The organism is Wohlfahrtiimonas chitiniclastica DSM 18708, from assembly GCF_000375345.1.
Lineage (GTDB): Bacteria > Pseudomonadota > Gammaproteobacteria > Cardiobacteriales > Wohlfahrtiimonadaceae > Wohlfahrtiimonas > Wohlfahrtiimonas chitiniclastica.
In genome coordinates, this window is sequence record NZ_AQXD01000005.1 from 38,978 (window position 1) to 52,758 (window position 13,781).

A 13,781-nucleotide genomic window follows, 5' to 3' on the forward strand; every position below is an offset into this window, starting at 1 on the left:
CAATGCATAGGAAATGGATCATGGCGCATCTTTTACCCCACAGTTTTTATATGATCATCGCACTTTTTGCTTTATTGAGTGTAGCGAGCCTCATCGTTTGGCTCAAATGCCAACGTCAAAAAGGGCAGCACAATGAATTGGCCATGCGCACGCAATCATGGTGGTGGATGATCATCATTGTGGTGGGCGCGTTGTACCTTGGGCAAAAAGCCATCACGATCCTTTTTGCATTGATGAGCTTTCTCGCCCTCAAAGAGTTCTTTTCCATTACGCCAATGCGTGCGGTGGATCGTCGTTTGGTGTTTTGGGCGTATTTAGCCATCCCATTGCAATACTATTTTGCGTATGTGCAGTGGTATGGCATGTTCATCATTTTAATTCCAGTCTACTTATTTTTACTGTTGCCGATGCGCTCAGTTTTGATTGGGGAAACAGATGGCTTCATTAAAGCAAATGCCACCATTCAATGGAGTTTGATGCTGTGTGTGTTTGCCTTTAGTCACATTGCTTATTTAGCAAATTTAGATCGTATCAATCCAGCAGCTGGCTTTGCCGGTTTGATTTTATATCTGCTATTCATCACGCAGTTCAATGATGTGAGCCAATATGTGTGCGGTAAGCTTTGGGGGCGCCATAAAATCATCCCGAAAGTGAGCCCAAATAAAACATGGGAAGGATTCATTGGCGGGCTCATCGTGACGACATTATTGGCCACATGTTTAGCGCCTTATTTAACCATTTTGACATGGCAGCAGGGATTGATGGCAGGGATTGTATTGGCCATTTCTGGTTTTATTGGTGATGTCGTACTTTCATCCGTTAAGCGCGATTTAGGCATCAAAGACAGCGGCGCATTGATTCCGGGGCACGGTGGCATTTTAGATCGCATTGACAGCTTAATGTACACAGCGCCACTCTTTTTCCATTACTTTTATTTCGTAACGAAGGGGGCAGTATGAAACGCCTGATTAAAGTGCTCTTTTTTGCATTGATTGTTAAACCCTTGGTATTAATTGGATTAGGGTTAAACATTGTTAAATGTAGCCCTTTGCCTAAAGAAGGAGCCGCCATATTAGCGGCAAATCACACGAGCCATTTAGACACATTGGTGTTGATGAGTTTATATCCACTCAGTCAAATTCATCGCGTGCGCCCCGTTGCGGCGGCAGATTATTTCTTACGTAATCGCTGGATTCGTTGGTTTGCCATCCATTGCATTGACATTATTCCCATGGATCGCTCTGAAAAAGGCAGCGCACAAAGCTTTAAAAATGTGTTGAGTGCGCTTGAGCGCGGCGAGATCATCATTTTATTTCCAGAAGGCACACGTGCTCTAACAGAGGATCGCGACTTTAAATTAAAACGCGGCATTCATTGCTTGGTTAAGAAGATGCCTGATGTGGCGGTGCATCCGGTGATTCTGCGCGGTTTAAGTAAAGCTTTGCCAAAGGGAGAAGCGCTGTTTGTGCCTTTTAATTGTGATGTGATCCTTGGCGAGCCATTGATGTATCACGATGATGCGGCTCAATATTTAGCCGCACTTTCACAAACCTATCAAACCCTTTTGACGCATTGTGTGACGAAATAAATCTAGACATAGTATGTTGCATGTCAGTATCATGATTGTAGGTCAATTATTGCAAGTTTTTTGATGCTCATCAATGAATCAACTCATTGAGATCAAATTGGATTTGCAAAAATCAAAAAAATGTTGCTGAACTTTTGATTGACGACCTGATTAAAATCAGATATCAATTAAGCATACATAAACAATCGGAGGGGAGTATGTTTTCAATGAAGAAGGTTGCGATGGCGACCATGTGTGGATTATTGTTAGCGGCGTGTTCAGATGATGCCAAAGCACCTGAAGCAAATACAGGCACTTCTGAGACAGCTAAAGCGAGTGACCCGAACCGTTTAGAGACGCGTTTTGTGACGATTGCCTCAGGTGGTGCATCAGGTCCATACAACATTATTGCTACAACACTTGGTGAAGTGTACGCAGATCAATTTAAAGCGAACTCTAAAACTCAAACCACAGGCGCTTCAGTTGAGAACATTAACCTCATCGATCAAGGCAAAGCAGAAATGGCATTTGTGATGAGCGATGCATTGAGCAATGCAGTCAATGGTGAAGCACCGTTCCAAAAGAAATTTGACAGTGTCCAACAAATTGCTGTCTTGTATCCAAACTTTGTGCAAGTGGTGGCCTCACAAAAATCAGGCATTAAAAATTTATCAGATTTAAAAGGTAAACGTGTGGCTGTGGGGGATCAAAACTCAGGTGTTGAAGTCAATGCGCGCTCCTTAATCAATGGCCACGGCATGACTTATAACGACATGAAAGTGGATTATTTAGGCTTTGCAGAAGCTGCCGATGCATTGAGAACTGGGCGCGTGGATGCGGCTTTCTTCACAAGTGGCTTGCCAAATGCAGCATTGATGGAATTGGCACAAGGCTTTGATTTGCAATTGGTCACCATTGATCCTGAAATGGTCAAAACAATCGCCGCAGATCAACCTTACTTCATGCCAATGGAAATCCCAGCCAATACCTATGGCAACGCAGAAGCTGTGCCAACTGCGGTGATCATGAATGCGTTGGTGGTGAATAAAAAGCTCAGCAATGATGATGTGTATAAATTAACAAAAGCATTTTTTGACAATTTAGATCACTTACAAAATGCACATCAAGCAGTGAAAGATGTCTCTTTAGAAAAAGCTCAACAAGGCATGGTGGCACCGATTCATCCGGGTGCCCAAAAGTTCTATGATGAGCAAGCTCAAAAACAGTAAAGCAATGATGATGGGCTTTGCAGCTGTGCTGCTGAGCCTATCCTTTTACCCTTTTTTTACGCGTGTGATGATTTCATCTGGTGATGTGCATTGCCAATTGCCAGAACAATCTTTCACATTGTCCTGGATACACTCGGTGGAACGCGCATTGTGGCGCGAATCGTATCAAGTGAAAAATGGGGCATTGCATCTGTATCGATCACAATTTAAAACCTTTGGGGCAGGCACGCCGTACAATGAAGCAAGCACACTGAGCGATGGCTTTGTGGAAACCGCGCCAAATGTACAGCTGCCAGTGCTTTATTGGATGATTTCACGCAATGTGGCATCCACCATTGAGGTCAATCAAAAGGTGTGGCCGATTCATCAGGATTTTGATGATTACACAGAAATTACCCTCACCACGACACAACACAACATTTGGACATTATTAAAGGAAAATTCTTGCCATGACCTCTTCAGCATCTCAAATAGATGATGGCCAGCGCATTTTAGAAAAATTTGATCGCGAATCGCTGGTACGCAATCCCGCGAGCAAAAATATACGCACATTCATCGCGCTCTTAGCACTGACGTACTCACTTTTTCACTTAGTCACCACTTATTATCCGATTCCGCAGCTCTTGTATCGCGCAGCACACGTGGCGATTGGTTTAGCGTTGATCTTTTTGATTTATCCTGCGTATCATTCACAAAATCGCACCAAAATTCCTTTGTATGATTGGGCATTAGCGGCAGCATCGCTCACATCATTTGCCTATTTGTGGGTGGAATATGATGCCATTATGAATACGCGCGGCGGCATTCCAAATACCTTAGACATTGCCTTTGGCATGATGACAGTGGCGCTGGTGATTGATGGCGCGCGCCGCGTGATGGGTTGGATTCTGCCCATTTTGGCATTGGTGTTTTTACTCTATCCATTCATTAGTCATTATGATTTTATGCCCGATCGCTTATTGACGCGCCCTTATGATTTAGGCGACATCTTTGGGCAAATGTATTTGAAGATGGAAGGCTTATACTCAACAGCGATTGGGGCATCGGTTTCCTTTATCTTCTTATTCATCTTGTTTGGCGCATTTTTAGCAAAATCAGGCATGGGGCAACTTTTTAATGATTTAGCCTTAGCGATTGCCGGTCACAAACAAGGTGGACCTGCGAAAGTTGCAGTCATTTCCAGTGGCTTTATGGGCAGCATTAATGGCTCTGCGGTGGGTAACGTTGTGGGCACGGGCGTATTTACGATTCCGATGATGAAGCGCGTGGGCTACAATGCAAACTTTGCAGGCGCGGTGGAAGCGAGCGCATCCGTTGGCGGACAAATCTTACCGCCAATCATGGGAGCAAGCGCCTTCATCATGGCAGAAACCACGGGCGTTAAATACAGCACCATTGCCTTAGCCGCCTTTTTCCCAGCATTATTGTATTATTTAGGTGTGATTGCTCAAGTGCATTTCAGAGCAGGGCGCGATAACCTAAAAGGCATTCCCAAAGCAGATTTGCCACGCGTGAAAGAAGTTTTACTCGCGCGCGGTCACTTATTGATCCCGATTTTTGCCTTGGTCTATTTTTTGTCTCAGTCTGTGCCCATTAACTTTGCAGCATTTTATACGATTGTGATCAGCATCATCGTCAGTCAGTTCAGACCTGAAACCCGCATGGGCCCAAAAGATGTGATGGATGCCATGATCACAGGTGCCAAGCAATCGTTACCCGTTATGGCTGCGTGTGCGGTGGTGGGCATCATCATCGGTACTGTGAGTTTAACGGGCTTTGCCAGTGTGATGATCTCAATGATCACCAGCATCGGTAAAGATTCGCTCTTCTTAACCCTCTTTTTAACGATGTTGGCTTCGATGGTATTGGGCATGGGATTACCCTCCATTCCCGCGTACATCATCACGGCCACAATGGCAGCGCCTGCCATTGCTGGCATGGGCGTTCCTGTATTGGTGGCACACTTATTTGTGTTCTACTTTGGTTTATTTGCCAACATCACGCCGCCGGTTGCACTCGCATCCTTTGCAGGCGCTGGCATCGCGGGCGGGGACCCGATGAAAACAGGCTGGCAATCACTTAAATTGGCATTAGCAGGCTTCATTGTGCCATTTATGTTTGTTTACAATCCTGCGATGCTCTACATCGACACCACAGGTTTAACGAGCATGAATGTAACAGAATTCCCAGCACCGCCCATTTTATCCATTTTACTGATCTCCATCACCTCCATTGTGGGCGTCATCAGTTTAAGTGCGGCAGTGGAAGGTTATTTTAAAGCTGCAATGAACCCGATTGAGCGCATTGTATTGGCCATTGGCGCATTGATGTTGATTGTGCCAGAGACTTATACAGACATCGCGGGCATGTTAGTTGTTGCGGTGATCGTGGTGCTCAATTACCGAAAAATGCATCGGCTAACGCCTGCATAACTCGGTGGAATGCTCAAGGCCAATATCAATATTAGATATTGGCCTTTTAATTTGTTAGGATGACACAGAAAGCCAGATAATGTATTACCCTAATACAGTTATCACCGAACTGACAACTGAACAACAACGAACAAGGGAGATCAATCCATGGAATTTATTTTAGTGGCAGGCGCGATTGTATTTTATGTATTATCCGCCATCTTTTTAAAGCAAGAACAAGTCCGTAAACTCTGGTTGTCCATCTTTTTACTCACCAATGTGGTGACGTTTGGTGTCATTGTCTTCATGCATTTTGGGCAAGAGGATTTTATGGCGAATGCTAAAACCATGTGGCAGCTCTATCTCATTTACTTTAACATTGCTGTGATGTTAGCGGTGGCGGTGATCAACTGCTGGATGTTCCGCTCTGTGGTGTGGAAAGTATTGCGCGGTAAACCTGTTGTATTGGAAACCGATGCAGAAATTGCCGATCAAATCGCTGAAAAAGTGGTGGAAAAAGAGCACAAACATTAATCATTTGATCCGTTCAGAGATGATGCGCCATGCCTTGAGGGTTGCAATGATGCCATCAGGGCTTGCCATAAAGGTGGCATTGCCAGTCATCTCGAACACCTGTTGATTTTGAAGGGCAGGCACAGCATCTAATGCCCGCCAAGCGGGCGCGATTTTTTCAATCGTAATGGTGTGGGCAGGATCATAATCTATGCCCACATCGCCTTTCATCAACACAATTAAATCAGGATGGAGTTGTAAGACACTTTCTGTGGAAAGCATCGGCGCATTGAGCACACCTTGATACGCATTTTGCCAACCGAGTGCATGCATCAGCTCTTCATGAAAACTTGGGCCCACTGCTTGCGTTGGCAATGCATTGGGCGCTTGACCTTGATAAGTATAAAAAATCAAAGTGCGATGCGGCGGGCTTTTTTGTTCGTTGAGTGCTTGATCGAGTTCATTGACTTTATTCTCAGCAGCTTCATGAATGCCGCAGATCTCGCCAATGGCAAGGGTGGATGCCCGCACTTCATTTAAACCCCGAAAGGATAAATGCTCTGTGGGCAAATGAAGGGCAGCAAGCTTTAAGGATTGTGGGCTGTCATCCGACAATTCAGAAAAAACAATCGATGGTGATAAGCGCAGAATCGCTTCATAATTTGGATCAAGTGTGCCGCCAATGTTGGCAATCGGCTGATCCTTTGGCATTAAGTCATAGCGCGTGCCGCCCACAATGTTGTTCGCTAAACCTAGAGATAGCAAGGTATCTGTAATGGTGGGCGAGAGGGAAACAATACGCGTACAGCGCTCACTCACATCAGCATATGTAATGTTAAGGCTAAGCGCCAATAAACCAAAGGATCGCCAATGTTTCATTAGAATGCCACTTTCACGCCAATATTACCGTTGATGCGTTTTTGGCCATATCCCCAAACGCTGTAATATTGTTTGTCCAATAAGTTATTCACGCGGCCATAAATGCTGACGGTGTCATTGATCTGATAATCTGCGGCAAGATTCACCATCCAGTAGGCTTTTAATTGTTTAGGTTCTGCTGCGAAGGTTTTAGAATCAAAATATTTATCCTGCGCTGTTCCAGTATATTTTGTTTCAGCAAATAGATTTAAACGTTCATTGGGCTGATAATTAACATGTGCCCCAAACATATGTTTAGGTACACGTAACGCTTTATGGCTGATGACACTTTGCCCATTGCTTTGATATTCGCGCGCATTGGTATAGGTATAATTTAAACCAAATGACCATTGATCATTGAGGATGGTTTGCGTTGAAAGCTCCCAACCTTTTGATTTAAAGTCACGATTGACAAAATAGTTTGTAAACGCAATATTATGATCAATTTTTTGATGGAAATATGTCACATCAATTGTTGTCGATGCGTGAGGCGTGATGACGACGCCAATGTCGTAACCTTTGCTCGTTTGTGCTTTCAGTGCGGAGTTGCCATATTTTTTATCATAAAGTTGCACAATTGTGGGCGTTTTATAGCCAGTGCCATAGCTGCCTTTGAGGGCAATATAATCATTCACATTAAAGCGAGAGGTCAAGCGGTAAGTGACTTTATCTCCAAATGTTGAATGATCATCATAACGCAATCCAATGGTATTAAAGAAACGATTGGCAAAGTTTAAATGTTGATCAAGATAAACACTGGTGGTCTTCATGCTTTTTTTCCAAACATCTGTTGAAGGCGTTAACTTGATGGACTCTTTATTGTATGACGCGCCAAATAGTGTTTGAAAATCAGGGTGCAATGTTAATGTATTTTGCCATGTAATGGTTTGTTGTGTGCCAGTATAGTCACCATTTGGCTTTGGATCATAATATTTGAGAGTGGCTTTTTGCGCATCATAAATCAATGAGCTTAACCATTGCTCATTTAAATTGATGGTATTGATGGCAAAACGCCCTAATAACTGTTTTGAGCGTTGATAGGACTCAAGATTATCCTCATCAGGACCGCCGCCGTTATCTGTATCAGTGCGTTGTTGATCATAACGGAGCATGACATCAAAATTGATGAAATCCGTGGGCGCATAATTCATATAACCTGAAAGATTACGATTTTTATAGTGATCACGCTCTGAGTTACCAGGGAGTTTAGCATCCGCCGCAGACACACCATATTCTTGTTCTAAACCTGCGGCAAAGGCATAACTCAATGTATCAGTCATGTCTTGTGTTTGTATGGTTGTTTTCACATGTTCATAACTGCCACCTTCTAACGTAACTGTGGTACGCTGTGGTCCACCTTTTTTGGTGAAGACTTGAATCACACCCGCCATGGCATTTGAACCATATAACGTACTTTGTGGGCCTTTTAACACTTCGATGCGATCAATATTTAGAGTGTTTAAGCTGCTAAAGTCAAAACTACGATCATAGAGTGCGGGATTATTCATGACAACGCCATCGATCATGACTAAATAATTACTGCTGCCAAGTCCGCGAATAAAGACATTGCTTGTACCATTGGCAGAAGCGGTCGAAACATTGATGCCGGGTAATGTGGCCAATGCATCGCTCACACGTTGATATTGGCCGCGAGCCAATTGTTCTTCAGTGATGACATTGATGCTTGATCCTACGGTATCTAAGGCTTGATCTGCGCGATTGGCGGTGAAGACAATGGTGTTGTCCTCAGAAGAGACATTGATGGCATCGTCTGCAAAGGCAACGGGGGCAAGTAACGCGGCGCTTAAGGCTGCGCATAATTGATGGGTTTTCATGTGATGGATGATCCTACTTGATGGGCAAATAAAAACCTATAAGCATAGTTATTTTTTATCCTTTATCAAGATGAAGATGAAAAAAGGTGCGCCAAATAGGGCAGTGATGACGCCAACGGGCAATTCGGCAGGGGCAAAGAGCACGCGTGCCATCCAATCAGCAATGACCAATAAGGCACCGCCAAGGAGTAGCGCCGCGATCCATAAATAACGGTGATCCGCCCCAATGAGGCGGCGCACCACATGGGGCACCACTAAGCCCACAAAGCCAATCGGCCCGCTGATGGCGATCATCACCCCCATCATTAGGCTGACCAAAATAAAGAGGGGAATGAAGACGTATTTTGGTTCAATGCCGCGTGTTTTTGCGATGATGTGCCCTGCACTCAATAAATTCAAACGTGGGCTCAATAGGGCAATGATGAGAGTACTGATGAGCATGATGATGCTAAGCGGCAGGATTTCTGTCACTGTAACATGGCTGATCGAGCCCATCATCCATTGCATTAAGCGGTAACTGTCTTGCGGGCGGCCAACGGCTTGCATCACCATCACAAGACTGCTGCAAAAGAAGCTGAAAATGACGCCCACCAACACAAGGCGAGTGACAGATTCAAGCGCATGGCGATTGAGAAGGTAGATGGCAAAGGTGATCACCATCGCACCCATAAAGGCAAAGAGGGAGAGCCCAGAAAATAGGCTCAACGATATCGATAAGCCTAAATGTATATAAATGGCTGCACCTAATGCGCCGCCGCTTGCAATCCCAAGAGTGAAAGGTTCGGCTAGGGGGTTGCGTAAAATCGCTTGAAAGACTAAGCCAGATAATGCAAGCATTGCACCCATGAGCCATGCGGTGAGTACGCGCGGTACACGCAATTGCCAAAAGATTTGGGCACTGCCAGCATCACCGTCAAAGATTGCTCGCGGTGAAAGATTCTCTAACCCTAAAAAAGGGGCAATGACGAGGACAGATACGCTCAATATGGCTAAGAGTAAGAGAGAACAACGGTGACTCACCAAAAGATCACTCCTTGCTCACTCAACGCTTGAATAAAGGGGCGATCATAGAGCCGTTCTAAATTCTGCTGATGGACAACATCCGATACTTCACCCATAAAACAGATTTTCCCCGCTTTGAGAGCAAGGCAATGGGTGAAATAATGGGTCACCTCATTGACATCATGCGTTACAGCAATGATGGTTTTATGGAGTGAGGTTGCAATGTCCCTCATCAATGATAAAAGCTCATGGGCTTGTTTGGGGTCCAAAAAATTGGTGGGTTCATCGAGTAAAATGAGCGGCGTTTCTTGGCAAAGGCTTGCGGCAATCATGGCGCGCTGACGCTCACCGCCACTTAAACGATTGAGCGGCGTATTCGCAAAATGCGTCAGATTTGTGCGTGCAAGCATAGTATGGATGAGGGATTGCTCTTGATCCGTCAAAGAAAAACCAAGGGATTGATGGGGCATGCGCCCATAACTGCACCAATCAAACACGGTAACCGCAAGGTCAGGCTGCATTTGCGGCACATAGCTGATGAATTGAGCGAGCGCTTTGCGGGAGAGTTGATCAATGTTCTGCCCAAAACATGTTAAGGATTGATGCGTACTTGGAATGAGTTTTAAGATAGCTTGCAGCAGCGTGCTTTTACCCGCGCCATTTGGGCCAATGATGGCCAATCGGCTGCCTTGTGGCACCGTAAAGGAGAGATGATCTAAACGCAAGGTTTGATGAGAGCGAACGGATAATTGATTCACAGATAACGCAAGCATGATTAACGCAGCCTAAATTCAATGGGTTGATCAAAATGGCTCGACACCGCTTTGCCGCCTTTGATGGCAGGTTTGACCTTTAAATCTGTAATGGCATCGAGCGCACAGCGATCTAAACGGGAAAAACCGGAGGATTGCACCACTTGTTTGTTCACAAGCTCTCCTTTTTCATTGACTAAAATACGCACGATCACGCGGCCTTGCTCGCCGCGGCGCCGAGAAATTAAGGGATAGCAGCGGTTAATGTTGCGATCAATACTGGCATGACTGTTGCCATTGATAAAGCCCGCAGGACCATCTTGTAAGCTTTGCCCGCTGCCATGAGAAGGTGTTTTGATGGGATTGCTTGTTGCGTTACTTTTTTGATGAATAGCAGGCTTTGAGGGCGATTTGGGCGATGGCGTGGGTGGCGAATTTTGTGGGGTGGGTTTGACGATTTTCGGCGGTGCAATGATGGGCGGCGCTTCTGGCTCGATGGCAAGGAGGGCAGCATGATCGATGGCTTTTGGGAAAAACCAATCACTGTCAATCGTCATGATGATGTAACGCTCAGCACTCGTTTGAGTGCTTGAGCTTTGAGGTTCAGATGAATGGATGGCCTGTGCCATTGTAGAATGATCTTGCTGTAATTGATGATTTTCATGCTGAAAAAAAAGTGCCGCAATGGCAGCATGTAAACCGATCACCACAATCGGCGCGATCCAGACAATCGAGCGTTCAATCATGGTGCCTTGGCAGAATCAGTAAAAGCAACACGGTGAGCGTAAGAAAGATCAGGGCTGCATAGCTTGGATAGGTCAATGTGTCGATGTGGTGGGGCAAAGTTGCGAGCGCGGCATCAATGTCTTTGGCAGAAAAATTCTTAGCAAAGCGGCGCATGGCAAATAAGCCTTGATCAAGCGGCACATTGAGGGCTTGCCAAAATTGAATCCCATAAATGGTGAGATACGTTAAGCTCGACAATAGCAACAGGGGCGGCAAGGCAATGACAGCGCGCAGCTTAAACGAGTAGGGCAGCGCCCGAATGCGTAAGCCCACAATCCCATAAAAACCCATCACAATGCTGATCACAATTAAAAGTGGCCAAATGCGATGATGGTAGAGGCTCAAAGCACTGTAAAACACATTAAATTGTGTGTGAAATTTGAGCCCTAATGTTTGCATTAAAATCAGCAGCGCCAATCCTGCCCACAGCACAAGGCCAGCGAGTGCGATGAAAGTTTGTCGGCGCGTGATCATCTTATTTAACCTGCCATTTAAGGGTTTGCTTAGCACCGAGCGGAATGAGGCGATCATTCTCTAAATAAGGATAAGATTCCGGTGGCGTCCAATCTTCGCGCACTAAAGTGATGGTGTCAGTATTGCGCGGCAAACCATAGAAATCTGCACCATAGTGACTAGCAAAGGCTTCGAGTTTATCCAGTGCATTCATCATTTCAAAGGCTTCGGCGTAGTGAGACATTGCCGTGAGTGCGGAATAGCAACCGGCGCAGCCGCAGCAGCTCTCTTTGGCACTTTGAGCATGCGGCGCGCTGTCCGTGCCTAAGAAGAATTTAGGATTGCCACTGGTGGCCGCTTTGATCAGCGCTTGGCGATGGGTTTCGCGCTTTAAAATGGGCAAACAATAAAGATGCGGTTTGATGCCGCCAGAAAGCAGTGTATTGCGGTTAAATAGCAAATGCTGTGGTGTTAAGGTTGCGGCGATGTTGGCATTGGTGCTTTCTACAAATTCTACAGCATCTTTTGTGGTGATGTGTTCCATCACAATGCGTAAATCAGGAATGGCAGCATGCAATGGCTTGAGTTCTTGCTCAATGAAGATGGCTTCACGGTCAAAAATGTCAATATTTGGGTCGCTTGCTTCGCCATGCACTAAAAGGGGTAAACCCACTTTGGCCATGGTTTCAAAGACAGGATATAAGTTGCTTAAGGTAGAGACGCCCGCACTTGAATTGGTGGTGACGCCCGCAGGATATAATTTAATGGCATGGACAATGCCTGAAGCCTTGGCGGCTTCCACAATGCTTGGCGTGGTTTCAGGCGTTAAATATAGCGTCATCAAAGGTTCAAAAGGAACGCCGTCGGGCACATTGGCTAAAATGCGGTCGCGGTATGCTTTGGCATCGTCCGCAGTTTTAATGGGTGGATTGGTGTTCGGCATCACCACAACGCGTCGAAAGCTTTGAGCCGCATGCGCAACGGTTGTTTTCAGTGCATCATGATCACGCAGATGAATGTGCCAGTCATCAGGAAATGTAATAGTGAGTTGATTTGTCATGAAAAATCCTTCTATTCGGGTGGAAGTCGTAAATTTTGTAAAAGCTTTTTTTAAAAAAGCCTTTGCATACTATACTATGCCTTCTCTAGGATAGGAATGCACATAGGAGGGCATATGAGAGAGCTCTATATTAATGGCAAACAAGCAAGCCTTTGGCAGAAAATTTTGATCACGTTGGGTTCAATTGGCTTTTTGTTGTTGATTATTCCTTTAGGCTTGGGTATTTTAGCTGTCGGCGCGGTGCTTGCGGTGATTTTTTATGTCTATTTATACTTCAAAGTCCGCAAGATCAAAAAAGTGATGCAAGCGGCACAGGCTGCCCAAGCACAACAGGCACAACATATGTATGAAAATATGCGCCCAAAAGCAGAACCAACAAAACGCAACATCATTGATGGTGAGTATAAAGAGTTGTAATGAGCGTAAAATTGCATCAAAAATGCATTTAAATCTTTTATTTTTTTGAAAATTGTGGTTTGATACGCCACTATTTAAGACATATGTATGGAGATATTTAAATGAATAATAATCCAACCGTTTTTAAGAACTTTAAGCCTTACGAATTAGCAGATGGCGAAGAGTACATGAATGATCGCCAAAAAGAACATTTTCGTCAGATTTTAAATGGTTGGCGTGCTCAATTGATGCAGGAAAGTGAAAAAACTGTGAACAACATGCAACAAGATGGTGCCACAATTTTGTCTGATCCCAATGATCGTGCAAGCCAAGAGGAGGAATTCTCTTTAGAATTGCGTACGCGTGACCGTGAAAGAAAATTGCTCGCGAAAATTGAGAAAACATTGCACAAATTGTCCATTGATGATTATGGCTATTGTGAAACCTGTGGGATTGAGATTGGAATCAAACGCTTAGAAGCTAGACCAACGGCTGAATTGTGTATTGATTGCAAAGAAATCGCAGAACAAAAAGAGAAATCTGGTGTGATTTAAAAAAAATTTAAAAAATTTTCAAAAAAAAGTTGACACCCTGAAAATTTTTGATATTATGCAACACCTCAGTTAGACGAACTAACTTCAAAACGGAATGTCCCCATCGTCTAGAGGCCTAGGACACTGCCCTTTCACGGCGGCAACCGGGGTTCGAATCCCCGTGGGGACGCCAACTTGATTCATGAGTTGGCTAGGTTTTGAAGTAAACTGCACCAGTTAAATCTGGGGCTATAGCTCAGCTGGTAGAGCGCTTGCATGGCATGCAAGAGGTCGACGGTTCGAAACCGTCTAGCTCCACCAATACG

15 protein-coding genes and 2 tRNA genes are annotated in these 13,781 nt (G+C 44.9%); 10 read left to right on the forward strand and 7 right to left on the reverse strand.

Going from position 1 to position 13,781, the window contains the following annotated elements; translation table 11 throughout:
* Window positions 1-20: 20 nt before the first annotated feature.
* The 6 genes from B143_RS0109010 to B143_RS0109035 all read left to right on the forward strand — a co-directional run bounded on the left by B143_RS0109010 (window position 21) and on the right by B143_RS0109035 (window position 5,741).
* Entirely contained in the window at window positions 21-959 is a 939-nt protein-coding gene (locus B143_RS0109010; RefSeq protein ID WP_018123017.1) for a phosphatidate cytidylyltransferase, read from the forward strand.
* Window positions 956-1,588 (forward strand): lysophospholipid acyltransferase family protein, encoded by a 633-nt coding sequence (locus tag B143_RS0109015; RefSeq protein WP_018123018.1) that lies wholly within the window; start codon window positions 956-958, stop codon window positions 1,586-1,588. The genes B143_RS0109010 and B143_RS0109015 overlap by 4 nt, the downstream gene beginning before the upstream one ends.
* A 206-nt stretch (window positions 1,589-1,794) precedes the next feature.
* Complete coding sequence (locus B143_RS0109020; RefSeq protein ID WP_026165786.1) at window positions 1,795-2,796, forward strand: TAXI family TRAP transporter solute-binding subunit; 1,002 nt, start codon at window positions 1,795-1,797, stop codon at window positions 2,794-2,796.
* Window positions 2,774-3,274, forward strand: coding sequence for a DUF1850 domain-containing protein (locus B143_RS0109025; RefSeq protein WP_148138612.1), 501 nt, complete (start codon window positions 2,774-2,776; stop codon window positions 3,272-3,274). The genes B143_RS0109020 and B143_RS0109025 overlap by 23 nt, the downstream gene beginning before the upstream one ends.
* Window positions 3,246-5,228: a TRAP transporter permease gene (locus B143_RS0109030; RefSeq protein ID WP_018123021.1), complete on the forward strand. Its 1,983-nt coding sequence runs from the start codon at window positions 3,246-3,248 to the stop codon at window positions 5,226-5,228. Before B143_RS0109025 ends, B143_RS0109030 begins: the two co-directional genes overlap by 29 nt.
* 147 nt (window positions 5,229-5,375) lie before the next feature.
* Complete coding sequence (locus B143_RS0109035) at window positions 5,376-5,741, forward strand: hypothetical protein (RefSeq protein WP_008314104.1); 366 nt, start codon at window positions 5,376-5,378, stop codon at window positions 5,739-5,741.
* Here B143_RS0109035 and B143_RS0109040 read toward each other — a convergent pair whose 3' ends face one another.
* From B143_RS0109040 to pyrC, 7 genes are read right to left on the reverse strand one after another with little or no spacing between them, the layout of a single operon-like run.
* Window positions 5,742-6,599, reverse strand: coding sequence for an ABC transporter substrate-binding protein (locus B143_RS0109040; RefSeq protein ID WP_018123022.1), 858 nt, complete (start codon window positions 6,597-6,599; stop codon window positions 5,742-5,744).
* Window positions 6,599-8,473, reverse strand: a complete 1,875-nt coding sequence (locus tag B143_RS0109045) for a TonB-dependent receptor plug domain-containing protein (protein WP_018123023.1) — start codon at window positions 8,471-8,473, stop codon at window positions 6,599-6,601. Before B143_RS0109045 ends, B143_RS0109040 begins: the two co-directional genes overlap by 1 nt.
* Window positions 8,474-8,521: 48 nt before the next feature.
* On the reverse strand, window positions 8,522-9,493 hold the full coding sequence (locus tag B143_RS0109050; protein ID WP_248647527.1) for a FecCD family ABC transporter permease: 972 nt from the start codon (window positions 9,491-9,493) through the stop codon (window positions 8,522-8,524).
* Entirely contained in the window at window positions 9,490-10,248 is a 759-nt protein-coding gene (locus B143_RS0109055; RefSeq protein ID WP_018123025.1) for an ABC transporter ATP-binding protein, read from the reverse strand. The genes B143_RS0109050 and B143_RS0109055 overlap by 4 nt, the downstream gene beginning before the upstream one ends.
* A gap of 2 nt (window positions 10,249-10,250) precedes the next feature.
* The gene (locus tag B143_RS0109060; RefSeq protein WP_018123026.1) at window positions 10,251-10,973 is read right to left on the reverse strand and encodes an energy transducer TonB; all 723 of its coding nucleotides are present in this window, start codon (window positions 10,971-10,973) and stop codon (window positions 10,251-10,253) included.
* The gene (locus B143_RS0109065; RefSeq protein ID WP_018123027.1) at window positions 10,966-11,487 is read right to left on the reverse strand and encodes a hypothetical protein; all 522 of its coding nucleotides are present in this window, start codon (window positions 11,485-11,487) and stop codon (window positions 10,966-10,968) included. The genes B143_RS0109060 and B143_RS0109065 overlap by 8 nt, the downstream gene beginning before the upstream one ends.
* 1 nt (window position 11,488) lies before the next feature.
* A complete protein-coding gene (gene pyrC / locus B143_RS0109070) occupies window positions 11,489-12,526 on the reverse strand; it encodes a dihydroorotase (protein ID WP_018123028.1) in 1,038 nt (345 codons plus the stop codon).
* A gap of 114 nt (window positions 12,527-12,640) precedes the next feature.
* Between pyrC and B143_RS0109075 the strand changes: the two genes are divergently transcribed.
* The 4 genes from B143_RS0109075 to B143_RS0109090 all read left to right on the forward strand — a co-directional run bounded on the left by B143_RS0109075 (window position 12,641) and on the right by B143_RS0109090 (window position 13,776).
* Window positions 12,641-12,943: a hypothetical protein gene (locus B143_RS0109075; protein ID WP_008314118.1), complete on the forward strand. Its 303-nt coding sequence runs from the start codon at window positions 12,641-12,643 to the stop codon at window positions 12,941-12,943.
* 101 nt (window positions 12,944-13,044) lie between these two features.
* Window positions 13,045-13,476 carry an RNA polymerase-binding protein DksA gene (dksA, locus tag B143_RS0109080; RefSeq protein ID WP_008314120.1) on the forward strand — a complete coding sequence of 144 codons (432 nt, stop codon included), beginning with the start codon at window positions 13,045-13,047 and terminating at the stop codon, window positions 13,474-13,476.
* Between the two features lie 96 nt (window positions 13,477-13,572).
* A tRNA-Glu gene (locus tag B143_RS0109085) sits at window positions 13,573-13,648 on the forward strand.
* A 52-nt stretch (window positions 13,649-13,700) separates the two neighbouring features.
* Window positions 13,701-13,776 (forward strand) — tRNA-Ala (locus B143_RS0109090).
* Window positions 13,777-13,781: the final 5 nt, after the last annotated feature.